We start from the raw sequence: 23,344 nt of genomic DNA on the forward strand, positions 1-23,344 counted from the left end.
GTTGCGCGAGCGTGTTCACATTTGATGTAGATTTCACCCCGCAATGTGGCATCAGCCGCAGTTCTCCCGCGGCTGATGCCAGTGTTCTAAAGGCCCTTCGCGCGATAGCTCGCGGCGACTTTCTCAATGGACACAATATAAGCAGCGGTGCGCAAATCGGTGACGTCGTCGCGTGTGTGCCAAACCGCCCGCATTGATTGATAAGCTGCGCGCATGGTGTCATCCAGCCCTGAGCGCACAAGCTCCAACTCATCAGCACCTTTAAGGTATTTTTCCTTGAAATCAGGTGAAAGCGTCCATCCCAGATCCTTGTTGGCCGAGAGCCGTTCAAGCTCGTCAACAACAAGTTGGTGCCGCCCCTCTTCCTGACGGCGCTGCATCCGACCAAAACGAATGTGGCTAAGGTTCTTGACCCACTCAAAATAGGAAACGGTCACGCCGCCTGCGTTTGCGTACATATCCGGAATGATCACACACCCCTTCTCGCGCAGAATCTGATCCGCACCAGCGGTAACCGGACCGTTCGCCGCCTCGATAATCAATGGTGCTTTGACTCGCGCAGCATTCTTGAGGTTTATCACGCCCTCAAGTGCGGCGGGGATCAGAATATCGCACTCGTGCTCCAGAAGTTTTGCGCCGTCTTTAACATACTTGGCATTCGGGAAACCGGTCACGCCTCCGTGTCCCGCGATCCAGTGATGAACCGCCTCAACGTCCAAGCCATCTTCGTCCAGTAGCGCACCGTCATGCTCTACAATGCCGATAATCTTGGCGCCGTCTTCTTCGGAAAGGAACTTGGCAGCATGATATCCCACATTCCCCAAACCCTGCACGATTATCCGTTTTCCGTCCAACTTGCCCGACAACCGCGCAGCTGCGACGTCTGTTTTGTGGCGGAAAAATTCCTGAAGCGCATATTGCACACCGCGCCCAGTTGCCTCGATACGTCCTGCGATACCGCCAGCGTTCAATGGCTTGCCCGTCACACAGGCCCGCGCATTGATGTCCGTGGTGTTCATTCGGGAATACTGATCGGCAATCCACGCCATTTCACGTTCACCCGTTCCCATATCAGGTGCGGGAACGTTCTGGCTTGGGTGGATCAGGTCACGCTTGACCAACTCATAGGCAAATCGGCGCGTGATAAGCTCAAGTTCATGCGCATCGTACTCGCGCGGATCAATACACAGCCCGCCTTTCGATCCACCAAACGGCGCCTCAACCAACGCGCACTTATACGTCATCAATGCCGCGAGTGCCTCAACCTCATCCTGCGAAACACCCATCGAAAAACGAATGCCGCCTTTCACGGGCTCCATATGCTCGGAGTGCACCGACCGATACCCCGTGAACGTCTGGATTTTACCGCGCAGCCGCACACCAAATCGAACAGTATAGGTTGCATTACAAACACGAATCTTTTCTTCGAGCCCCGGAGACAGTTCAAGTAATGCCACCGCCCGATTGAACATCAGATCAACTGATTCTCGAAAGGTTGTTTCTTGGATTACGGTCACGGATTGCCCTCCTGAAAGTGATTAACGAATCACTAATCTACAATTGAACTTCGAACCTATGCCTTATTTTTGTGCATGCCACCCGTGTTAGCGATAACCACCGAAAATATTTACCAAATTCGATTCCGCGCGAGAACCTCAAGAAACTTTCGCAATTCCTGAAACAGTAACGGCCGAGAGGCCATATAATCCCCCGTAAAAAAACAATAAATTGCAATCATTTCTTCTAAACCGTTAATTTTGCGTTTACTTTTAAGGCTTGGATATACGATCGCCCTATTTCGGCCACATCTTTGTGTGAATTAAACCGATGGCGCATTGTACGCATCTTAAGGAGATCCCGTTTACCGGGCTCTGGGAAAGGCGAAACAAATGTATTTGAACTTAAGGAATACCTTCACAGATTTGGGCGCAAGTAAACCGCGCCGCGCTTTATCGGCAAAAAACAGCCGTATTGTTAAGCGAGCGAATTTGTTTGGACGGAACGAGGACGGCTCTCTCATCCTCTTCTCATTGTTCATATTTGTCATCATGCTTATCGTTGGCGGCCTCGCCGTTGATGTTATTCGCCTCGAAACCCAACGAACACGGATGCAGTACACCTTGGACCGTGCGGTTCTTGCAGCGGCGAGTCTCGATCAGGATCTTAACCCCGAAGAGGTTGTACGTGACTATTTCGACAAAGCAGGCTTGGGCGGGTATGATTTGGATATCCAGCACGAAACAGTCGTGTCTGGTGGTTTTCGCAACTACCGCAAGGTGTCTGTCGCAACGAGCCTCGAAATCGACACTACATTCATGGGGCTCATCGGGATTGATCACCTAAGCTCGCCCGCTGTCGGCTCTGCTGAGGAAGGCATTACAGACGTAGAGATTTCACTCGTTGTGGATGTTTCCGGCTCTATGGGCGGCACATCAAGCTCGGGCAATACGAAGCTATATGAGTTGCAGCAAGCGGCCAAGGAATTTGGTTATGCGATGCTTTGCAACCCGACCGACCCCCAACGCCTACAGGAATGTACTGTTGAAGATGGCCGTGTATCACTTACGATTGTCCCCTACGCCGAACAGGTCGACGTAGGGCCAGATTTGGCCGAGCAATACGGAGTATTCCAAGACCACGGATATTCACGCTGCGTCGACTTTGAGTCCGAGGATTTTGAATCAACAAGCGTGAGTCTAGCAGGAGATCTTGTGCAATCTGCGCACTTCGACCGCTATAGCAATTCCTCAACTACACCGCGCAGCTTTTACTGTGACCCCATTGGCAGAGGACGCGAGATTCAACCCTTGCTGCACGATTACAATGACGTTGATGATTTCGTAAGCCAGCTTACCAGAGGTGGCTCGACATCCATTGATCAGGGTATGAAATGGGGCGTCGCGTTGCTTGATCCTGCCGCACGTCCTGCGATTCAGGCCATCACAGAAAAAGACGATCCGGTTATTCACCCCGACTATGCTGAGCGCCCGCTGGACTTTGGCGACGGAATAAACACGCGCGATTCATCTAAGGTTATCGTTCTGATGACTGACGGTAAGCATGAGGGGCGTGCCGTTATGGACCTTAGCAAGCGCCGAGGACCTTCGCCCGTTTTCCTTGAGCTAATATCGGGCAACAACAACCCATTCGTATATTACGAGCAATATGATGAATACTACGATGTCGAAGAGGGAGCGTGGGTAAACGCCCCGGGCACGTATGAGATCAGCGGCTATGAAGAAGTATGCTCATGGTACAAGCACAAGAGCCGCTGGTATGAGCGCTGCGTTGATGAACCAACCTATACCTACGTCGAAGCCGACGTGAATAACGAAGATGATGTTAAGCAGCTTACGTGGCCTGAACTGTATGCGCTCAAGTCAATTCGATGGATCAACCAGTTCAGCGCACTCAATGATCCACTGAACTACACTGTGAATCCTACCACTCAAGACACAAACCTTTTCAACTCCTGCGAGGCAGCGAAAAGAAAGAAGATTTTGATCTTCACTTTGGGCTTCGAAGTTGAAGAGCAATACCTCAGTGTGATGCGTAATTGTGCGAGCACCGAGAACCATTTCTTTGACGTTGACGGTACAAACATCTCAGAGGCATTTGCGGCAATCGCAAGCCAGATCAACCAGTTGCGCCTAACACAATGACACGGAAATCCAGTATAATGAGGCGTCTTCTACGACGTTTCGCCAAGAGTGAAGCGGGGACCGCGACGATTGAATTCGTCATCCTGTTCCCGTTCATCGCAATGTTCCTTTTCGGCTCGATTGAAATTGGTGTGCTCAAAGTGCGGCATGTGATGCTGGAACGAGCCGTAGACATGTCCGTGCGGGATTTGCGCTTGGGGACGTGGAATCCACCTACACACGACGAGCTCAAAGAGAAGATTTGCCGTCTGGCCGCTATTATTCCATCGTGTCTCGATGTCATTCTGATTGAGCTGCGCCCAGTTTCCACTGTCACATGGGCCCCGCTCGGGACTGCGACCAACTGCGTGGACCGTGGCGAAGAGGTGAACCCTTACACCGAGTTTGACGGCGGCCAACAAAACGAAATGATGCTTGTTCGCGCATGTGTAATCGTTGATCCGTTCTTCAAATCATCCGAGTTAGCTCTTGAACTTCCCCAGCATGACAGTGATGGCGGTTATGCCCTCGCATCTGTATCTGCCTTCGTGAACGAGCCGAACTAATATGAAACAGCTTTTCTCAATACGGCACAAACTCTTGCAGCCCCCCACCACCCTCTGCAATTTTGCGAAGGATACACGCGGGAGCATGACAATCGAAGCTGTACTCATGTTCCCGATCCTCGCGTGGGCATTTGTGGCGACCTTTGCGTTCTTTGACGCGTATCAAGCGCGCAGCACCAACCTCAAGGCAACATTTACGGTTGCCGATATGCTCAGCAGACAGCTCGATCCAGTGAATGCGGACTATATCAACGGCCTTCAAAAAATGTTCGAGTTCTTGGCGAATACGAACGATCAGGACGCTTGGCTTCGCGTGACTTCGCTGGTGTGCACAGAAGATTGTGACAAAGATACCCGTACGCTTCTTCGCGACTGGTCATACGCCACAGGCGGACATGCCGGGCTTACCAACGAGGATGTCGTAAAATACGACGGTCAAGTTCCGCTGATGCCGGTGAATGATCGCGTTTTGATGGTCGAAACCAACATGAGCTATCAGCCGGTATTCAACGTCGGAATCGATGAGTTCGAGATGATCGAAGTTGCTGTGACACGATCGCGCTTCGTGCCACAGCTTTGCTGGGAAGCCTGCTAATCAGTCTTGACCGTGATTGCGTTGATGCACCATCGCGGCCAGTACCTCTGCCATCGATTTGGTATGTGATGCCTGAACCACACCGCCAACACCAACACGTTTACCCAAACGCCACCACAGACCTGGCGCCCATGCTCGGCCCTCTTTCTTATAGAGGTTAACCGTGAACCCGTTGGAGGGTTTGAAAGCGAAAACCCCGCGGTCGATTGACCTGACGTTTTCAATGCCCACAAGCTTGGTGCCGTCGGTCGAGAACAATCCATCTTTGGTTAGTTGCACAGCCTCAAGAGTTGCCTTGCGCATTTTCTCTCCCAGATAAACGACCACCCCGCCAAAGGCGAAAAGGAATAGCTGCCAGATGAGCTCTGCTGGAGGCTGAACGAACGCCACATAGAGAATGATCGCTCCCAACAAATAAAGAACCGCCAATCCGAAATAGCGTCGCAGAACAGACGGCTTGACCTCAACGAAAACCGCAGGAAGGTCGCCGTCTTGAAATGTTCCGTTTGTTGGATCTAAATCGCTGCTCACTGCATTCTCCATCTTGGCTGCGCCATTCACGTTTGCCCTAGTTTCCTAGAGCAGAAAACACAAGTGTGCGACTGATTAATCAAAAACGCACAGTTCATGTGCGATTTATGCTATTATTTGAGACCACGATCCGCGCTATTTCAAAAGCATATCTTTTGAAAGGATAAGACCATGTCAATTCGCCCCATCCTTGATACTTCGCTGGCCAAGCCAACGCTCGAAGGCGCTGGCGTAAAATTGCACCGCGCATTCGGATTCGAAAACCCAGACATGCTCGATCCATTTCTGCTGTTTGATGACTTCAGAAACGAAAACCCAGAGGATTTCCTTGCGGGCTTTCCGTGGCATCCACATCGTGGCATCGAAACGATCACATATGTTCTCTCGGGTTCGGTTGAACACGGCGACAGCCTTGGCAACACGGGCACGCTTGGCGCGGGCGATGTTCAATGGATGACAGCTGGCTCAGGCATCATGCATCAGGAAATGCCCCACGGCAACGCAACGGGGCAGATGCACGGCTTCCAACTCTGGGCGAATTTGCCGAGCGATCTCAAGATGACCGAGCCGCGCTATCAAGATATGAAGTCGAATGATATTCCGGTTATCATCGACGATGATGGAACGCGCGTGAAGGTTATTACTGGCGAGTTCTGGGGCAAGCGCGGGCCGGTCGACGGTATTGCGGCGGATCCGCAATATCTGGACATTTTGGTACCCGCAGGCGTCAAGAAGAGCTTTAAAATCGACACATACCGTCGTGCCTTTGCATATATTTTTGAAGGTTCTGGTCGCTTTTCGGACGCATCCACCCCAACGGGTGTTCTTCTTGAAAAGGAAGTGCAAGGCCAAGAGGTGAACATCCGTGACATGTCAGGCAACCGTACGCTTGTTCGTTTCGGAACGGGTAACGAAGTCACGGTTCAAGCGGGTGACCAAGGTATCCGCTTTCTTTTGATCTCTGGCGCGCCCATCCAAGAGCCCGTCGCGTGGCATGGCCCGATTGTGATGAATACCCGCGAGGAATTGCGTCAGGCGATGGCAGACTTGCGCAACGGTACATTCATCCGCCCAGCACACTAACGATTTACGCGCCGACAGCCTTAAGGGCCATCTGCGCGTAAATATCCTTAACCTCGGCGCGGGTCATGCGCCCGCCCTCTCGATACCAAGTGTTTACACCCGTAAGCATCGCAATAAGGGCCATGGCGGCAATTTTGCTATCGGCAACGTCGAACACGCATTCGGCCTGACCGCGCGTCACGATCTCTTCGAGATGTCGTTCGTAACGGCGGCGCATCTCCTCAATGATCGCAAAATTCCCGGGTTCCAGATTCCGTAACTCCATATAGGCGACGAATACGGAATCCGGCCGCTCGATATGGAAGCCGATATGAAACCGCGCGAACTGTTCAAGCTGGGCGCGCGCGCCCTCACATGGGGGAAGTTGTTCGAGAGCTTCGAAAAGCTCCTCCATATGGCTCTGCATCAAATCAAACAAAAGCGTCTGTTTGTCAGGCGTATAAAGATAAAGCGCGCCCGCCTGAACGCCGACCTCACTTGCAATCTTGCGCATTGAAACCGCCGCGAACCCCTGCTTTGCAAACAGTGAAAGCGCTGCCTCGCGGATGCGCGGGCCTGTGATATTCGAGTGGGAACCTGTTTTCCTAGCCATGGCATTATTTTAAATGAACAATCGTTCAGGTTCTAGTGCGAACACACCGAGGGGGCGCATCTTGTTCTTTTTGTGTGCAGGTCTATAACGAATACAATGTTTCGCTGAAGATTGAGGCAATCTTGTTCCGTTGTTCCGCTCTCCTTGCTGGTTTTGTCTTCGCCTTGGCGGGGTGCTCTGCGACGCCTGAAATCGGGCTTGAGCTAACATCGGCAGAACGGGCGCAACCCTATCCAACACTGATGCCTCTATCGTCCATCGACCTAAATGTTGCCACGCCCCGAACGTCGGCAACTCAAATCGGCGGCCTGGCTTCTCTCAAGAGTCGCGCGGATGCTCTTCGCGGCCCCGTAATTCCACCTGACGACCGCGACGAACTTGAGGCCGCAATAGAACGGCGTCAGGGCCAATAGAATAATCCGCGTCATTGCGTAAATAAATCACTGCGACGGGTGCGCCTCCGTTGCACATGGAAGGTTTTCAGGCTAACAGACGCTCACCTAACCCTCTGATGAATAGAACCAAGGACCACCCTATGACCGCGCCTTTACGACTTGGAATTGCTGGATTGGGAACCGTTGGTGTCGGGGTTGTGAAAATCATTCGACAAAAGGCGAATATGCTCGCCGACCGCTCTGGTCGCCCTATCGTGATTACCGCCGTGTCTGCCCGCTCGCGCGACAAAGATCGCGGCGTGCCTCTCTCGGACTACGCATGGGAAGATGATCCCATTGCACTGGCGCAACGCGACGATGTTGACGTGTTCGTAGAGTTGATGGGCGGCAGTGAAGGCACCGCAAGGGAAGCAACAGAAGCGGCTCTGGCTGCTGGCAAAGATGTCGTCACCGCGAACAAGGCCCTACTCGCGATCCACGGCCACGAACTCGCTATTGCTGCGGAAAAAGTTGATCGTGTCATCAGGTTCGAAGCCGCCGTAGCAGGCGGAATTCCCGTCGTAAAAGCCCTTACCGAAGGTCTCGCAGGTAACGACATCACCCGCATTATGGGCGTGATGAACGGAAGCTGTAACTACATCCTGACGCGCATGCAAAACGCTGGCCTGACATATGAAGAAGTGTTCGAGGAGGCCAATCAGCTTGGTTATCTCGAAGCCGATCCAAACCTTGACGTCGGCGGTATAGATGCGGGCCACAAACTCGCGCTGCTATCGGCGATTGCCTATGGCACCAAGGTTGATTTCGAAGGCGTAGAGCTTGAAGGCATTCAGCGCGTCACCATCGAAGATATCGAACAAGCCGCCGATATGGGATATCGCATCAAGCTTTTGGGCGTAGCGCAGCGTACGGGCCGCGGTCTTGAGCAGCGTATGTCGCCCTGCTTGGTGCCATCGGATTCGCCGCTCGGACAGCTCGAGGGTGGCACCAATATGGTTGTTATCGAGGGCGACGAAGTTGGCCAGATCGTTCTGCGCGGTGCGGGCGCTGGCGAAGGTCCGACCGCAAGTGCTGTACTCTCGGATATCGTCGATATCGCTCGTGGAACCCGTTTGGCAACATTCGGGAAGCCTGCGGAAGGTTTGGAAGCCGCGACAAGCGCAACCTCCAGTGCTTCGGCCCCGTATTACTTGCGTCTTGAGCTATTGGACAAGCCCGGTGCGCTGGCGCAAATCGCGACGGAACTGGGCGAGGCAGGCATCTCTATTGACCGGATGCGCCAATACGGCCATGCCGCCCAAACAGCACCTGTTTTGATTGTTACGCATAAAACCACCCGCAGCGCCATTGAGGACGCTATAGTCGGATTCAAGAAAACGGCGGTATTGGCTTCCGATCCTGTCGCGATACGTATCGAAGCGGTCTGATTTCATGGGCTGGCCCGCCCGTGTTCAGAGCGTCCCTTAAGAGAGAGCAAGGAATGTTTTATGGCTAATGCCAAAGATTTTAACGATAGAATGCTGTCACTGGGCCTTGCCCGTGTGTCAGAAGCAGCGGCAATTGCCAGCGCCAACCTGATTGGCCGAGGTGACGAAAAAGCAGCCGACCAAGCAGCCGTAAACGCGATGCGCGATCAGCTTAATATGCTCGATATCGACGGTGTCGTTGTTATCGGCGAAGGCGAACGCGACGAGGCTCCAATGCTTTACATCGGTGAAGAAGTCGGCACAGGCACAGGCCCCGCCGTTGATATCGCCCTTGATCCGCTTGAGGGGACAACCCTCACCGCCAAAGATATGCCCAACGCGCTGACCGTGATCGCAATGGGGCCGCGCGGCTCAATGCTGCATGCACCCGATGTGTATATGGACAAGCTCGCAATCGGTCCCGGTTATGACGTTGATACGGTTACACTTGATATGTCGCCCTCCGAGCGCGTCGCGGCCCTTGCCAAAGCCAAAGGCTGTGAAAGCAAAGATATCACGGTATGCGTTTTGGAGCGCCCGCGCCACGAAGCTATGATCGCAGAGCTGCGCGAAACTGGCGCTGCTATCCGGTTGATCACCGACGGCGACGTTGCAGGTGTCATCCACTGCGCAGAGGCAGAGATTACCGGAATTGACATGTATATGGGTTCTGGTGGTGCTCCTGAAGGTGTGCTGGCAGCAGCGGCGCTCAAATGTATGGGCGGGCAAATCTATGGTCGCCTCGTCTTCCGCAATGATGATGAACGCGGCCGCGCAACCAAGATCGGCATCACAGATTTCGATCGCGTCTACACCCGTGACGATCTGGTGACCGAGGACGTTATTTTTGCAGCGACCGGCGTAACCGATGGGTCGGTTGTCTCTGGAATTAAGCGCGAAGTCGGGCACCTTACGACCGAAACAATTCTCATGCGCTCCAAGACAGGTTCGGTGCGGCGCATGATCTATCGCAATCCAACGAAATAGTACGAGGGTGCCGCCCTCCACTATTAAATTGACAGAAACCAACATAGCGCGTCCAATGGGCGCGCTATAATCATATAGGGGCCCGCATGAGCGATTTTCTCAATGTTTCCAAATCTCTAACTGGTCGTCGCTGGCAAGGACCAACAGGAGACGAAGATCGCGCGGCCCTCGCCCTTGAACAGCAAACAAATCTCCCGCCCGCGCTATGCCGCGTTCTCGCGAAGCGTGGCGTCCCCGCCGCCGAGGTAGAGAGCTTCCTCGCCCCCGCCCTGCGTGATCTACTTCCTGATCCACAGAGTCTGCTTGATATGGGCAAAGCCGCGGCGCGGTTCCTTCACGCAATCAAATCGAACGAACGCATCGCGATATTTGCTGATTATGACGTGGATGGAGCCACATCTGCTGCGCTGATAATCGACTGGCTTCGTCAAATGGGACGCGAGGCAACGCTCTATATTCCCGACCGAATTGACGAAGGCTATGGCCCGAACGTCGAGGCAATGTCCGCCCTTGCGGAAAATCACGATCTGATCATCTGTGTCGATTGCGGAACCCTATCACACGAGCCGATTGCGGCGGCCAAGGATACCGACGTGGTTGTTCTGGACCATCACCTTGGCGGCGAAACCCTCCCTGATGCGCACGCCGTTGTGAATCCAAACCGACAAGACGAAAGCGGCGACCTTGCGCATCTATGTGCCGCGACCGTCGTGTTCTTGATGCTTGTCGAGGCCAACCGCCAACTCCGCGAAGCAGGCACCAAAGGCCCCGATTTGCTGGCGATGCTAGACCTCGTGGCGTTGGGAACCGTCGCCGATGTCGCCCCACTGATTGGTGTAAACCGCGCCTTGGTTCGACAGGGTCTCAAGGTAATGGCCAAGCGCGCCCGAACCGGACTTGTCGCGCTGGCAGATATCGCCCGAATGGATTCCGCCCCCAATAGCTATCATCTGGGCTTTCTACTTGGGCCACGCATCAACGCTGGGGGGCGCATTGGCAAAGCAGACCTCGGCGCGCGGCTCCTTTCAACTACGGATAGTTCCGAAGCTGCTGCTCTCGCCGAGCGACTGGATCAGCTTAACTCAGAGCGGCGCGAGATCGAGGAAAGCGTCCGTGCACAAGCAATGGAACAAGCCGAGGAACGCGGGCTTGATGCACCGCTTGTTTGGGCCGCTGGTCAGGGGTGGCACGCGGGCGTCGTTGGAATTGTTGCAAGCCGACTAAAGGAAAAAACCAACCGCCCCGCAGTCGTAATCGGCCTCGATAATGGTGAGGGCAAAGGCTCGGGTCGCTCGATTTCGGGCGTGGACTTGGGCGCATCAATCCACAAGCTCGCGACCGAAGGGCTTTTGATCAAGGGCGGCGGGCACAAGATGGCCGCGGGCCTCTCGGTCAGTGAAGAAAAGCTTGATGCGGCAATGGCGCGCCTCTCGGAACTTTTGGAGAAACAAGGCGCAGGTTCCGCAGGCCCCGCCGATCTACGCTTGGACGGAATGTTGATGCCAGGTGCCGTCACTGTCGAACTCATTGAGCAAATCGAAGCTGCAGGCCCCTTCGGCGCATCCGCCCCCGCGCCTCGATTCGCTTTTCCGGACCAGCAGATATTTTTTGTTAAACGAGTCGGTGAAAGTCATCTGAAAGTGACGTTCGGCGACGGTCTCGGCCAGAGAATCGAAGCTATCTGTTTTGGAGCCTTCGACTCAGAGCTAGGCCCCACGCTGGAGAATCACGGAGGGGCGCGTTTTCACCTCGCAGGACGACTCGAAATCAACACTTGGGGTGGTCGTCAAAAACCGCAAATGCGTCTAGAGGATGCCTGCCGCGCCTCAGACGCCTGAAAAACAAGAGGAGTTTTATACGGAAAGAATGTTTTCGATTTTTTTTCACATTTCTTGCAAAAAGCCTCTTGCACAGCGCTCACCCTTTCCGTAAATACCGCCTCACACAAGGTTTGGTCCATTCGTCTATCGGTTAGGACGCCAGGTTTTCAACCTGGAAAGAGGGGTTCGATTCCCCTATGGACTGCCACTTGTGTTTCCCCCTTTGATTTCATTGAGTTTTTTAGCGATATTCCCGCACCCATTGCTAGGTAAGGGATTACGCACCCCTAGTTTGTTCCGCTGGATCCCCCATACAGCTTACTTCATTGGACTTCCGGCACCGAAGTATCCTGATCCTCACCCTTTGACGCGGTCCGTCCCTATAGTTAGGAAACGGAGGACCATAGATCGCCATCATTCAGTTGGACCAGATGCCAAGCATGCACCAACTTTCAGTTTGAACTACTCAAGGGGTCCACTCAGTTTCATAACCGCTTTTTTCTATTCCAGTAGTCTTCGAAATACTGGACCAGTACACGCTTTGGGATAGCTATCTCCTCAAGATTCTTTCGAACCAAATCGCCCTACAATGCATAGCTGAGAGATTGTCTGCTCCAGCCTGTTTAGTGCGTGAGGTCGATGCGTAAGAAGTTGCCCCATGTTGACTTCCTTTAGCGCTCGGCAATCGACCGCTTTTGATCGATAAGTCGACAAATTATTGCTGTGCGTGAGAAACGTGTTAACTTCTTTCCAATGATATCAATAGGTCGCGGATGATCACATGGTGAAAACTCTACCCACAATTAGAGCAGCCAATCTTCTGCCAATTGTTCGTTGGATGGACGCAAACGGTCGACCGACACATCGAAGCCTTGATAATGTCGGATTGGGCTGTTGGTTCAATTTGGCTCCCGAAGACCCTATTCCTTTGATTAATGCGATTTCATTCTTGAGAAATGCTTCGGACCAAGAGGGGCCTGACTTACCATGCCGAGTGGTCTCGTCGGCCAGCGTAGGAGAGCTCGCATATATTGGCCGGATAGCGCTTGGAACGCAATCTCCTCGCGAATCCTTGACGCGCGTGGCGAGATTTTTACCCATGCACTCCTCGCACGAAGATATTGTGATTTCTGATATCGGCCCTGATTTGATTGTACGAGAATCCTGGCGGTTAAAGATTGACGAGCGGAGCCTGCACGCAATTCACGTAATGTTGGCCTCGATGGTCAATCAGATTTGCTCCTTTGCAACCATGACCAATCCCTCTGTTAATAAGTTAGAAATCATCCCGCATCCGGAACATGGCGTTGAACATCTTAGACCTTGGTTCGGGAATGGAGTGGTAGAATCCAAAGGGCCTGTGTTTTCAGCAACAATCAGCAGCGATATTGCTGATCGAAAGTTTCGCATAATTTCGAAAGATCGGCTGCCAATGCTCTCCAAGAAAAATATTGCACCATTGGCAGAAGATAAGACGTTAGCCGGATCAATACGCCCAGTTCTCGAGAGCTTGCTGCATGGAGGTGAACCCACAATAGTTAGTATTTCAGAGGCGATGAATATGAGCGTTCGCACCCTACAGCGTCAATTGGCGAAAGAAGGGACAAATTTTTCGTCGGAATTAGAGATTGTTCGGTGTCGGTTAGCGAAGAAAATGCTGTTAGAAGACGACACATCTATAGACAGAGTTTGTGAGCGGCTGGGGTACTCAAGCTCTCCTGCTTTATCTCGAGCGGTACGGCGAATGACAGGGCGACCTCCGAGCGAACTGGCAAAATTTAAGCGATCATCCGTCTCTTGAGGTCACTAATAGCCAATGCCTTCTATAGGATTAAAAAAATGGCGCGTAAGGTTAACGAATGTTCCCGTGAGCGTGCTACCGTTTCCCCAATGATTAGATAAGCTGGCGTTTTTTCATTTTGGATGAATTTGGAGCGCCTAAGTTGGCTATTTAAGAATTGCGGCGAAAATTGAAATGCCTGTTCCTACCTGGAATCGCACGCAATTATGAACCTGGGAGATTTCGGGATGACGAGGACAAATCAAAGCAAACTTGGAACAACATTCCTGTTCGGAACTTTGTTAGCGGCATCCATTCCCATCGGTCTCGCTTGTCCGGCAGCAGCCGATGAAACGGTGCAACCAATCACACTCACAGAAACGCGCGGCATGAAATTTTGCGAGTTCTTGTTGATTTTCGAGGACGAAGTGAAAATCTATAATACGTCTGCATCAAATGGCTGTCCCTCCGAGCTATGGGATGCTTTGGATGTTGAGGCGATTGCGAAAAATCACAGTGCAGTGAAAGCACAACTGAACGGCCCCAAATATTGGGCAATGGATCAACAGACAGTTAATTTTGGAGAAACCAAGACATTCGGAGGAATAGAGGCACGCTATGCAGCAACTCTTCCTATCGAGGCTCTTGGTGCTGGCGAGGGATCAGAACCCTATAGCCCGTATGAAAGCGCAAAGAACCAAACAATGATCTTTCAAGCAGGGAATCCTGTTTATGAACTGGTCGATGCGGATGGAAACTCATATGTCTTAAACGCTTATGGCGGCAACGTGCGCGAAGGCGACCCAAACAATCTTGCGGATCAGTTAACACCAGCGGAAGGTTGGAGCTTTCGCGTATCCATTCCTGAAAGCGATATGACAATCTCTGGTAGCTCGGACACACCTGTACAAATGGTCGGGGATGACATGCATCAATACTACACGCTCTTTAATCCTGCTGAGTAATGAGCCAAATAAAGGGGGGCGAGATGAGAAGGTTCCTAATATCTTGTCTGTCGGGAGTAGGCCTCTCTTGTCTGATTGGCGCCGCTTCCTTTTCTCAGGGATCACCTGAAACCAACACGCTGTCAGGCTATTCGCAGACTTCCAGTCTCGAAACGGGTGACTCAGTTACCGAGGATCTTTCAATTGATGATGAGCGCGTTGATGGGGTCCTCAGTTTTCCAAGAGCCGAGAAGTTCTTTTCGCCATGGTTTGATTGGAAGAAGCGCCTTAATGATAAGACAGGATTAAAGCTGCAATTTAGCCTTCAATCGTCCCACCAAGAAGTTAACAGAAGCCTTGGAGAAACTAACGCCGCAGGGGGACGGTTTCAGCTTCAAGGCTCATGGGTATTGGTCGGGCGCGGCACAAAAAATGAAGGCCAACTAACCTTTAGACTTGAGAACCGAACGACCCTTGGTACTCCAATTCCGCCAACAAGTCTTGCCTACCAATACGGCGGGGTAAAACCATCCGGTGGTTTTAGCGACTTTGGTACCGCGCTCACAGAATTCGCGTGGCGGCAATCTTTGTTCGACGGAAAGTTTCGTTTCGTCGGCGGCAAAATTAGTGCCCTATCCTGGTATAACGGCCATGCGCTTTCTTCCAGCCTCCGCGGATTTCAAAACCTCGCCCTTCAAAGCAGCTTGACCAAGCCGTCCCCTGGACGCGGTTTTGGTGCAGGGGTAGCTTACGAGATAACGCCACACTTTGGCGTAGTTGCCGGCATTCACGATGCAAACGCGAAGACCGCAGATAATCCGTTTGATACAATTGGGAAGCGTGAATTCTATCACTCCATTGAATTCCGCTATTGGCCGACGACACCAGATCGTCGTCGATGGGATGTCGTGCGCCTTCAGTTCTGGCACCAAGATAAGCTCAAAGAAAAAGGCATTCCTGCCTCACAGGGCGTAACCTTTTTGGCCAGCAGGCTGTTCGATGACAAGTGGTTTCCATTTGTTATTGCTGGGTATTCCGATGGCAATGCTTCACTAATGAAATCAGATATGACCGTTGGTTTGGGAATTAGCTTGAATACCAAACATCGCGTATCAAATGACGCCTTAGCGTTTGCGGTAAACTGGGGACAACCCTCTAACAAATTGTTGCGTGACCAAATAACAAGTGAGGTTTTCTATAGGTTCACATTGGCCCAAAACGTGGTGATCACGCCGTCTATTCAATGGGTTAAGAACCCAGCCGCATCAACAGCTTTTGACGATGTAATCACAGCTGGACTACGGCTACGCTTAACATTCTGATTGCTCATCGGAGAGCTGGAAAACATCCTAAAGCTAACTTGTTATGCCGTGCGTGAGTGTAATTCATGTACACAGTTCACTCTGGAGACCATCGCGCCGATGGACCAAATGCCAATCAGTCGCTAACGTTTCATCTGGAGATGCACAAGTGGGGCTGGTTAGCAGTATTTGTCCGCCATCTATTCCAAAATCTCTGACGACGAATAGAAACATCAAACTGAATTCAGAAGTTATGGCTATCAAATTAATCGGGTCTCGATACAGGGCAGACGGCGTAAACTGGAAGAAGGGAGTGTTTCTTGCCTCGATGGTTGGAGTTGTGTCATTTGCTTTGTCGGGCTGTCGATATCTTTGTTACAAGAGCGATGATGAATTCATTGAAAATGCTTTGGAGCATCTTGTGAAGTTCCACAACTCTGAGGGCAATATGAGGTTTTATGGTACCTATCTGTATAATTCTAAAGCCACTGACTATTCGCCATTCGAAGGAGATTACTTAGCCGCCTCTTCGGTGGAAGAATTTCTTGAGGTAAATGAAGGTTGCTGTAGCTTCTCATATCGCGGAGGAGAAGGATGGGTGCCTAAATTTAGCGCGCGTCTTGCGACCGATTTTGAAGGCTTTGTTACCATTAAATATCAGTTGCGCAAAAATTCTGGGGCAGAGATTGTTGGACCCATCATTTCGGCTGAGGTCGCAATGAATTCCTGCGCGGAAATAATACCTTACAATGAGATCAGACCAGGAAGGTTCGATTAACTATTAATTTAAACGAAGTCCTGAATGCCATTCCCATCTGCACATGAAACTATTTCAGTGGATATTCAACACCTCCTGAGAGCTGCGCTGATCCTTCTTTATTCGATCTGATAGTTCGGGCTAACCTTGTTCCTCCCGCTTTTAGCTGGACCGCCTCTAAAGTTAGCAAACAGAGGGACAGATACTGGAGCGCGATGACTCGATGGCTCGACTGCAGCAAGGACGTTTGCGCGTGAATGACGGTACGAGAACAAGAGTACGCGACAATGATCTCAAGGCGACCATCTTCTGGCCGTTTTGAGATCTTTCCCTAACGTCCATGGCTGCGCGAATAAGCATTGAACGCGGGGCTTTTCCAATCGCCCAATGCCCCGTCCTCGGGAGAATAAACTTCGACCACCAAGGGGAAGCAGGCGGCTGTGTCGCTGGAGTGCTCTGAGGAGCAATCACCACCGGGACAGGCAGACAAAGCGCCTAATAGATCAATCTCTGCGAAAAACTCGATGTAATCTCCCGGCCTCACCGGGCTTGCCTTCATGAAATATTGGCCAGTATCGCGAGTGAAGCCTGTGCACATAAACACGTTCAGCACATCGTGCACATGTTCCTCGGCCCCTGATAGAGGCAAGCCGCAGTGATCGGCCAACGCGCGCGTCAGGTTAGAATGACAGCAATGATGATAGTCATGGCCCGACAGCAGGCGTCCGGTATAGGGATCGCATCGTGTACCAATCACATCGTGCACTGATCCGCCAAACGCGTCGATCCCATACCAATCCAATGTGTCATCAGTCACAGTTGCCATCGGCCGCAGATACGGGAAACTCGACCACATTCTCTCACCCGTCGTAATATGCGTCCCATGCAAAGCACGGGTTTTCCCTGAATAAAATCTTTCCCTTAGATCGTTTGCATTCCACAAATTCAAATCTCCAACCTGCGGTCCTCCCTCACAGATAATTCGGAAAAAATGCCCCTCAGGCACGCTAAAAGTGCACGCTTCACGAGGTGGTACAACGATACGCTCCTTTAGATCCATCCCCTCACGCGCATCTCTATATTGCTTCATATCCGGAGCTGGCAGGCTTTCCACTGGATAGCAGATAACCGGCTCAACCTCGCGGCGGGCTTGTGCATCAAGGGGCAGATGTCTCATTTGAGAAAACTTTCATTCAATGTGTCGCTATCGTTGTCGCATCTTAAGACATTCGAGTCGTAGGAAAAACATAGTATTCGTTATATCTGCGGTGCCTGATCGCGCTGGCAGGCTGGCGCGCCTGTGTATATCGTTGCCATACCCAATCTCCTTCATCGCAAACATTGCTTGAGAGAGATCGGAACATAAGCGCGACCAGACCACCAACGGCCATCTACACCGCCAACCCACAACTCAAGTATTGCCTATGCGACTGTGCTCTGTTGCTTCACGCTGCGCAGGCAAAACCTTTGGGACGAAAGCGCACCATCGCTTCAGGGCCACGCGGGTCCAGTTCGTATAACGCCGGACGTGAACTTAGATACGTACGCCAATTCCTCTCTGGATATGAACCAATGCGGACACCATGCTTGCTTTGCATCTTCCGCGCGAGTTCCGCGATACGCATGCCTTCGCCCTTGATGCTATGCTCCTCAATCATGGCTCGAATACTCAAGTCCAAATGCTTAACATTCGGAGCAGCTTTGGGAACGATTGCCACAGGAGGCTTTGGACCGATCTCGACGAAATCAGTACAACAGGTTCGGAATGCGCTTGGTGCTTTTGCTTCACCTATCCCGATGACCGTCGCTCCATGTTCGCGCAATCGAGTGGCAAGGTGCGTGAAGTCCCCGTCAGAACTCGCGATTACGAAAAGGTCAGCATTTCGAGACAACAATAGCTCCATCGCGTCCAATGCGAGCAAAATGTCGGCAGCATTCTTGCCGGTTCCCGCGTGCAGCATTCGAAACCCAGCCGCATCATGCCAATCGGAAGGGCGCTGTGCATCAGTATAGACTCGCACGACTGTCGCATCACCGTGCTTTGCGGCGATGGAACGAATTTTCTCTGCGTATTTTCCGCTAATGTTATCACCATCAATAAGCACAGAAACCGTTCGCGCCATCCGAAGCTCCAAGTCAAAGAAATTAAGGGGATACTGAAATGGAAATACGTCGAAAATTTGACAGCAACTGAAGGACAATGAGCAAAGGTGCGCGCCCTTCAGATATGGTCTATGCAGCAGCACATCTTCTCATTTCGAGCGAAGTGCAACTCCGGCCTCTACACGCGGGAGACTACCAAAACCTAGCGGATCGCATTAGTATGGCTGGCGAACAAGGAGACGCGATATGGAATACTATGACCTTGGCTCCTACGCGCGGAAAGTTACGACGTCGTCAAGCTCCGCTCAAATGTGGTTCAATCGTGGCCTAGCGTGGACCTACGCCTACAACCATGAAGAGGCGATCACATGCTTTCGAAACGCGCTGACAGAGGATCCCAATTGCGCGATGGCCCACTGGGGCATCGGTTATTGCATCGGCCCGAACTACAACAAGCCGTGGGAGACATTCGAAGAGGAGGAGAAGCCGGACTGTATTGAGCTTGCTCAACAGTCGATCCGCGCCGCTCTTCAGCAACTTGATCACCTAACACCGGTTGAGCAGGCTTTGATCACGGCGCTGCCTTCCCGTTATCCAGACACCGAAAAGATCGAAGACTTTAGCCCTTGGAACGATGCGTTTGCGAATGCGATGCGCAAGGTGCACGCGGATTTCGCGGATGACCTTGATGTCTGCGCATTGTTCGCAGAGTCGATCATGAATCGAACACCATGGCAGTTGTGGGATCTGCCATCAGGTCAGCCCGCAAAAGGTGCAGATACGCTTGAGGCCATTGCTGTGCTAGAGAACGCATTTGCAACACTACCCAGAGCGTGGTCGCACGCAGGGCTGTTGCACATGTATATCCACCTTATGGAAATGTCACCGACCCCCGAAAAGGCACTCCGTCACGGGGACGCACTCAGCACGCTCATGCCTGACGCGGGCCATCTTTTGCATATGCCGACCCACATAGATGTTCTTTGCGGCGACTACATGAATGTCGTTTTGCGCAACGAGAAAGCGATAGAGGCCGACGGGAAGTTCCTCGCGCGCGCAGGCGCGGACAACTTCTATTCAGTTTACCGATGTCACAACTATCATTTCAAAATCTACGGCGCGATGTTCCTTGGACAGCCATCCAAAGCGCTGGAAGCTGCAGCAGAGTTGGTATCCACCCTGCCCGCCGAAACCCTGCGACCCATGGCCGATTGGTTCGAAGGGTTCATTCCGATGAAGCAACACGTGTTGATCCGTTTTGGGCGCTGGCAGGATATATTGGCTCAAGAATTACCCGTCGACGAAGAGCTTTACTGTGTGACTTTGGCGATGATGCGCTATGCGCGCACGGTGGCATTGGCGAACACGGCCCAGCTCGTTGAAGCCGAGATAGAGAAGGCGCTGTTCTACGATGCTGTTGAGCGAGTGCCGGAGTCGCGGATGCTGTTCAACAATACTTGCAAAGACATTCTGAGCGTTGCCGAGCAAATGATGTTGGGTGAACTCGCCTATCACAAGGGAGAGCACGAAACCGCCTTCGCACATTTGCGCAAGTCGGTCGAAATTGACGATAACCTTCCCTATGATGAACCTTGGGGCTGGATGCAGCCAACCAGACACGCATTGGGCGCGCTCTTGCTTGAACAAGGACACGTGGAAGAAGCTGAAGCAGTCTATCGTGCCGATCTGGGACTCGATAACACGCTGAGCAGAGCCTGCCAGCATCCCGGCAACGTTTGGAGCCTGCATGGGTTGCACGAGTGCCTGACGCGGCGCGGCGAAACGCTGGAGGCGGCGCATATTAAGTTGCAACTCGACAAAGCCACTGCGCGTGCAGAAGTGCCAATCAAGGCGTCCTGCTATTGTCGCCAGAAACAAATTTCTTAACGACCAGACGACCATCGATTTCCAAGTTTAGCGGAACCGTAGCCGTAAAAGCCTCGCGGCCTCTTAAAATACTCGTGCGCTGAGAAGAAATTATTCACCGAACATGCGACGGAACTTCGACCCTCATGCGTTAGAGTTAGCATTACATTAAGGAGAGTATCTTGAGACATTTTCTCACAACAATCTGTCTAGCCGCCATCACTGCTTCTGCAGCGAACGCCGAAGAGTTTTCCGCCGATGTCTGGGCCGATAACTGGTTCGAACTGCGCGTTGATGGAGCGCGCGTCATGGTCGACAGCGTACCAATCACGACAGAACGTTCGTTCAATAAAGAAACCTTCACCTTCGAGGCCGAGCGCCCATTCACTTTAGGCTTAGTCGCCAAAGATTTTAAAGAAAACGATACAGGCCTTGAGTATATTGGAACGAGGCGTCAACAGATGGGCGACGGCGGGGTGATCCTGCAAATCCTTGATAGCGCCGAACAGACTGTGGCCGTTAGTAACGCCGATTGGAAATGCGAGGTTATCCATACCGCACCGCTCGACAAATCTTGCGAAGCCGAAAGCGACCCCGTTCCAGGTGAAGGTACCTGTGGCTTTGCGGCAATGGACGAGCCAGATGGATGGGACACTGCCGATTTCGACACCACTAGTTGGCCCAGCGCGACGGTCTATTCAGCGGCGGATGTCGATCCGAAGTTCGGCTACAACGAGGTCAACTGGTCGCAAGATGCACAGTTTATCTGGGGGCCTGATCTCGAGCAAAGCAACACTATATTGTGTCGACTTACAGTCAACTAACCTTAGCTAAACATTTCTTTAAAGGACATTCCGATGACATCTAAAACACTCTTAGTTACCCCTCTAGTTGCAGCCCTCAGCGTGGGCACCGCGTACGCCGCCAATGTTGAGGTGTACGCCATCGACAAGCTCGACAATATCCAAGACGGCTACTGCATCGACATCTCCGGTGGTCAAGGCCCACAAGCCAACCCCGACAACGGGCTGCAAGGGCACACCTGCTACAGCCCCTCTGGCGAGGTGTTCGTTGATCAGGCCTTTGACCCCGAGCAGTTCGCGAAGGGCGTTTTCTATATGCCCGAGTTCGAAGTCTGCTTGCAATCTGCTGGCCCAGAAGCCGGCGCCTCACTTGAGCTTGCTACCTGCGACGGCTCCGAAGCGCAGAGTTTTGACTTCTCGGGAGAGGGCACCATCACCCCTACCTCAACACCAAACCTCTGCGTGACACTTGGTGACGACACTCGTTTCGGCCGCAGCGAGCAGAACCAAATCAAAGAGTTGAAGCTTGCCGAATGCTCGGCGGATGCCGCAGCGTCTCAACACTGGGGTTATCGCAGCGCCGAGTAATCAAGCAGACCTGCTCTGCACATTTTCATCTTTAAGACCCGAGTGCGCAGAACTTAGGAAGCTTGCTTGAACTGTGCCGAGACTGACGACAGATGTGAACAGGAGGCGATCAGCCTCCTGTTTCTCGTATCAAGAGATGACATTGAACTCCGGTCCATAAGGGTAGCCAGTGATGTTATCATTGCCGTTCTCGGTAATCACCAAAATGTCGTGCTCACGATAACCACCTGCGCCGGCTGTCCCTTCTGGAATAGTCAACATAGGCTCCATTGAAATAACCATACCCGGTTCCAGCACCGTATCGATATCTTCGCGCAACTCCAGCCCCGCTTCGCGACCATAATAGTGCGACAAAATCCCAAAGGAATGCCCATAGCCAAATGTCCGGAATTGAAGCAGATCGCGCTCCTCAAGGAAGGTATTGATTTTCTCCGTTACCTCCGCGCAACTCGCGCCTGGTTTAAGGAGGCTCATGCCATACTCATGGGCGGCAACGTTAGCTTCCCATATCTTCAAACTGGCAGGATCCACACTCTCTACGAACAAAGTGCGCTCAAGCGCGGTGTAGTATGCACTGATCATAGGGAACGTATTTAGGCTTAGGATATCGCCTCGCTGCAATACGCGTCCGGTGACGGGATTATGTGCGCCATCGGTGTTTATGCCCGACTGAAACCAAACCCACGTATCGCGGTACTCAGCATCTGGAAAGCGTTTTGCAATCTCAAGCTCCATCGCGTCACGACCAGCCATGGCAACGTCAATCTCGCGCGTGCCCGCCCTTATTGCGGCCCTTATCGCGTACCCACCAACGTCGGCGACTTGCGCACAAGAGCGGATCAACTCAATTTCGGCTGCTGACTTGTGCATGCGCTGGCGCATCGTGATTGGAGCTACATCTATCGTGGCTCTTGGTGACAAAAAGCTGTCCATCAGCTCACTCTGCGCGAGGGTAAGGTGATCTGCCTCAAGGCCTATAGTCTTACCTGTGCCGGTAACGGAAACCACAGCGCGCCAATAGTTGTTCCTCTGCCAATCCGTGTAGGTGATATTATCGCCATAACTCCGCCTCCAGGGCTGGGCAGCGTCGATACCCGCACTAATTGTAACATCATCAGTGGGCGTTACCACCAAGGCATATGGCCTCCCGAATGCGCAATACAGAAACCCTGAATAGTAAGCCACATTGTGCATCGATGTGAAAACGCAGGCATCAATGCCATGCGCGGCCATATCCGCCCGTAGACGATTTAGGCGGCTTTCATACTCTTGAGGTTCAAAGGGAAGGGTCTTTTCGCCCTGATGAAACCGATAGAACTCTGGACGATCCATTTCTGGCTCCTTCATCATCATGCCAAAGCACAGATTAAGGAAGTCGACCTTCCTCAACTGCGCCGCAGCAAAGAAAAATCCCGGCGTTCAGGAAAGGGAATTGGGTTTGCACTCAAATGCTAGCGACGCCATCGCCTACCCTGTGTTCAATTTGCTGGAGAATGGATCGTGAAGGCAAGTCATTTTTGATAACG

Annotated in this window: 21 protein-coding genes and 1 tRNA gene; 16 read left to right on the forward strand and 6 right to left on the reverse strand. The window is 52.3% G+C overall.

Annotation, left to right across the window (positions count from 1 at the left end; all coding sequences use genetic code 11):
* Positions 1-86 precede the first annotated feature (86 nt).
* Positions 87-1,472, reverse strand: coding sequence for a Glu/Leu/Phe/Val dehydrogenase (locus ACFE33_RS13130; protein ID WP_380058718.1), 1,386 nt, complete (start codon positions 1,470-1,472; stop codon positions 87-89).
* 417 nt (positions 1,473-1,889) lie between these two features.
* Here ACFE33_RS13130 and ACFE33_RS13135 point away from each other — a divergent pair, with 417 nt between their 5' ends.
* The 3 genes from ACFE33_RS13135 (at position 1,890) to ACFE33_RS13145 (ending at position 4,802) form a co-directional block, all read left to right on the forward strand.
* The gene (locus ACFE33_RS13135; RefSeq protein WP_380054229.1) at positions 1,890-3,662 is read left to right on the forward strand and encodes a Tad domain-containing protein; all 1,773 of its coding nucleotides are present in this window, start codon (positions 1,890-1,892) and stop codon (positions 3,660-3,662) included.
* 17 nt (positions 3,663-3,679) lie between these two features.
* Positions 3,680-4,207: a TadE/TadG family type IV pilus assembly protein gene (locus tag ACFE33_RS13140; protein ID WP_380054231.1), complete on the forward strand. Its 528-nt coding sequence runs from the start codon at positions 3,680-3,682 to the stop codon at positions 4,205-4,207.
* Positions 4,208-4,292: 85 nt separating this feature from the next.
* Positions 4,293-4,802, forward strand: coding sequence for a TadE/TadG family type IV pilus assembly protein (locus ACFE33_RS13145; RefSeq protein WP_380054234.1), 510 nt, complete (start codon positions 4,293-4,295; stop codon positions 4,800-4,802).
* Here the strand turns inward: ACFE33_RS13145 and ACFE33_RS13150 are convergent, their stop codons facing one another.
* Positions 4,803-5,333, reverse strand: a complete 531-nt coding sequence (locus tag ACFE33_RS13150; RefSeq protein ID WP_380054237.1) for a hypothetical protein — start codon at positions 5,331-5,333, stop codon at positions 4,803-4,805.
* A gap of 171 nt (positions 5,334-5,504) precedes the next feature.
* Between ACFE33_RS13150 and ACFE33_RS13155 the strand changes: the two genes are divergently transcribed.
* Positions 5,505-6,416, forward strand: coding sequence for a pirin family protein (locus ACFE33_RS13155; protein WP_380054240.1), 912 nt, complete (start codon positions 5,505-5,507; stop codon positions 6,414-6,416).
* Positions 6,417-6,420: 4 nt separating this feature from the next.
* Here ACFE33_RS13155 and ACFE33_RS13160 read toward each other — a convergent pair whose 3' ends face one another.
* A complete protein-coding gene (locus ACFE33_RS13160) occupies positions 6,421-7,008 on the reverse strand; it encodes a TetR/AcrR family transcriptional regulator (protein WP_380054242.1) in 588 nt (195 codons plus the stop codon).
* 122 nt (positions 7,009-7,130) lie between these two features.
* Between ACFE33_RS13160 and ACFE33_RS13165 the strand changes: the two genes are divergently transcribed.
* From ACFE33_RS13165 to ACFE33_RS13205, 9 genes are all read left to right on the forward strand, one after another.
* Positions 7,131-7,421: a hypothetical protein gene (locus ACFE33_RS13165; RefSeq protein WP_380054245.1), complete on the forward strand. Its 291-nt coding sequence runs from the start codon at positions 7,131-7,133 to the stop codon at positions 7,419-7,421.
* Between the two features lie 122 nt (positions 7,422-7,543).
* Entirely contained in the window at positions 7,544-8,830 is a 1,287-nt protein-coding gene (locus tag ACFE33_RS13170; protein ID WP_380054246.1) for a homoserine dehydrogenase, read from the forward strand.
* 60 nt (positions 8,831-8,890) lie between these two features.
* The gene (gene glpX, locus ACFE33_RS13175) at positions 8,891-9,856 is read left to right on the forward strand and encodes a class II fructose-bisphosphatase (RefSeq protein WP_380054248.1); all 966 of its coding nucleotides are present in this window, start codon (positions 8,891-8,893) and stop codon (positions 9,854-9,856) included.
* Positions 9,857-9,942: 86 nt separating this feature from the next.
* Positions 9,943-11,694 carry a single-stranded-DNA-specific exonuclease RecJ gene (gene recJ, locus ACFE33_RS13180; protein ID WP_380054251.1) on the forward strand — a complete coding sequence of 584 codons (1,752 nt, stop codon included), beginning with the start codon at positions 9,943-9,945 and terminating at the stop codon, positions 11,692-11,694.
* Positions 11,695-11,809: 115 nt separating this feature from the next.
* Positions 11,810-11,884: transfer RNA gene (locus ACFE33_RS13185), tRNA-Glu, on the forward strand.
* A 573-nt stretch (positions 11,885-12,457) separates the two neighbouring features.
* A complete protein-coding gene (locus ACFE33_RS13190) occupies positions 12,458-13,477 on the forward strand; it encodes a helix-turn-helix transcriptional regulator (RefSeq protein ID WP_380054253.1) in 1,020 nt (339 codons plus the stop codon).
* A gap of 227 nt (positions 13,478-13,704) precedes the next feature.
* Positions 13,705-14,421 (forward strand): hypothetical protein, encoded by a 717-nt coding sequence (locus tag ACFE33_RS13195; RefSeq protein ID WP_380054256.1) that lies wholly within the window; start codon positions 13,705-13,707, stop codon positions 14,419-14,421.
* A 23-nt stretch (positions 14,422-14,444) separates the two neighbouring features.
* Positions 14,445-15,722: a carbohydrate porin gene (locus tag ACFE33_RS13200; RefSeq protein WP_380054257.1), complete on the forward strand. Its 1,278-nt coding sequence runs from the start codon at positions 14,445-14,447 to the stop codon at positions 15,720-15,722.
* Positions 15,723-15,870: 148 nt separating this feature from the next.
* Positions 15,871-16,479, forward strand: coding sequence for a hypothetical protein (locus ACFE33_RS13205; RefSeq protein ID WP_380054260.1), 609 nt, complete (start codon positions 15,871-15,873; stop codon positions 16,477-16,479).
* 310 nt (positions 16,480-16,789) lie between these two features.
* Here the strand turns inward: ACFE33_RS13205 and ACFE33_RS13210 are convergent, their stop codons facing one another.
* Together ACFE33_RS13210 and ACFE33_RS13215 are read right to left on the reverse strand one after the other, a co-directional pair.
* Positions 16,790-17,635 (reverse strand): urea carboxylase-associated family protein, encoded by an 846-nt coding sequence (locus ACFE33_RS13210; RefSeq protein WP_380054262.1) that lies wholly within the window; start codon positions 17,633-17,635, stop codon positions 16,790-16,792.
* Between the two features lie 268 nt (positions 17,636-17,903).
* A complete protein-coding gene (locus tag ACFE33_RS13215; protein ID WP_380054264.1) occupies positions 17,904-18,581 on the reverse strand; it encodes an NYN domain-containing protein in 678 nt (225 codons plus the stop codon).
* Between the two features lie 226 nt (positions 18,582-18,807).
* Here ACFE33_RS13215 and ACFE33_RS13220 point away from each other — a divergent pair, with 226 nt between their 5' ends.
* From ACFE33_RS13220 to ACFE33_RS13230, 3 genes are all read left to right on the forward strand, one after another.
* Positions 18,808-20,448 carry a hypothetical protein gene (locus tag ACFE33_RS13220; RefSeq protein ID WP_380054266.1) on the forward strand — a complete coding sequence of 547 codons (1,641 nt, stop codon included), beginning with the start codon at positions 18,808-18,810 and terminating at the stop codon, positions 20,446-20,448.
* A 161-nt stretch (positions 20,449-20,609) separates the two neighbouring features.
* A complete protein-coding gene (locus ACFE33_RS13225; protein ID WP_380054268.1) occupies positions 20,610-21,251 on the forward strand; it encodes a PEBP family protein in 642 nt (213 codons plus the stop codon).
* A gap of 33 nt (positions 21,252-21,284) precedes the next feature.
* Positions 21,285-21,818 (forward strand): ricin-type beta-trefoil lectin domain protein, encoded by a 534-nt coding sequence (locus tag ACFE33_RS13230; protein WP_380054271.1) that lies wholly within the window; start codon positions 21,285-21,287, stop codon positions 21,816-21,818.
* A 129-nt stretch (positions 21,819-21,947) separates the two neighbouring features.
* Here the strand turns inward: ACFE33_RS13230 and ACFE33_RS13235 are convergent, their stop codons facing one another.
* Positions 21,948-23,150, reverse strand: a complete 1,203-nt coding sequence (locus ACFE33_RS13235) for an aminopeptidase P family protein (protein ID WP_380054273.1) — start codon at positions 23,148-23,150, stop codon at positions 21,948-21,950.
* Positions 23,151-23,344 lie beyond the last annotated feature (194 nt).

Origin of the sequence: Falsihalocynthiibacter sp. SS001, from assembly GCF_042445055.1 — a bacterium.
Lineage (GTDB): Bacteria > Pseudomonadota > Alphaproteobacteria > Rhodobacterales > Rhodobacteraceae > Falsihalocynthiibacter.

Coding starts and splice junctions, on each gene's coding strand:
- ACFE33_RS13215 (WP_380054264.1), bottom strand. CDS start 18,581: ATGGCGCGAACGGTTTCTGTGCTTATTGATGGTGATAACATTAGCGGA.
- ACFE33_RS13230 (WP_380054271.1), top strand. CDS start 21,285: ATGACATCTAAAACACTCTTAGTTACCCCTCTAGTTGCAGCCCTCAGC.
- ACFE33_RS13140 (WP_380054231.1), top strand. CDS start 3,680: ATGAGGCGTCTTCTACGACGTTTCGCCAAGAGTGAAGCGGGGACCGCG.
- ACFE33_RS13235 (WP_380054273.1), bottom strand. CDS start 23,150: ATGGATCGTCCAGAGTTCTATCGGTTTCATCAGGGCGAAAAGACCCTT.
- recJ (WP_380054251.1), top strand. CDS start 9,943: ATGAGCGATTTTCTCAATGTTTCCAAATCTCTAACTGGTCGTCGCTGG.
- ACFE33_RS13160 (WP_380054242.1), bottom strand. CDS start 7,008: ATGGCTAGGAAAACAGGTTCCCACTCGAATATCACAGGCCCGCGCATC.
- ACFE33_RS13130 (WP_380058718.1), bottom strand. CDS start 1,472: ATGTTCAATCGGGCGGTGGCATTACTTGAACTGTCTCCGGGGCTCGAA.
- ACFE33_RS13195 (WP_380054256.1), top strand. CDS start 13,705: ATGACGAGGACAAATCAAAGCAAACTTGGAACAACATTCCTGTTCGGA.
- ACFE33_RS13155 (WP_380054240.1), top strand. CDS start 5,505: ATGTCAATTCGCCCCATCCTTGATACTTCGCTGGCCAAGCCAACGCTC.
- ACFE33_RS13220 (WP_380054266.1), top strand. CDS start 18,808: ATGGAATACTATGACCTTGGCTCCTACGCGCGGAAAGTTACGACGTCG.
- ACFE33_RS13170 (WP_380054246.1), top strand. CDS start 7,544: ATGACCGCGCCTTTACGACTTGGAATTGCTGGATTGGGAACCGTTGGT.
- ACFE33_RS13200 (WP_380054257.1), top strand. CDS start 14,445: ATGAGAAGGTTCCTAATATCTTGTCTGTCGGGAGTAGGCCTCTCTTGT.
- glpX (WP_380054248.1), top strand. CDS start 8,891: ATGGCTAATGCCAAAGATTTTAACGATAGAATGCTGTCACTGGGCCTT.
- ACFE33_RS13190 (WP_380054253.1), top strand. CDS start 12,458: ATGGTGAAAACTCTACCCACAATTAGAGCAGCCAATCTTCTGCCAATT.
- ACFE33_RS13145 (WP_380054234.1), top strand. CDS start 4,293: ATGACAATCGAAGCTGTACTCATGTTCCCGATCCTCGCGTGGGCATTT.
- ACFE33_RS13135 (WP_380054229.1), top strand. CDS start 1,890: ATGTATTTGAACTTAAGGAATACCTTCACAGATTTGGGCGCAAGTAAA.
- ACFE33_RS13210 (WP_380054262.1), bottom strand. CDS start 17,635: ATGAGACATCTGCCCCTTGATGCACAAGCCCGCCGCGAGGTTGAGCCG.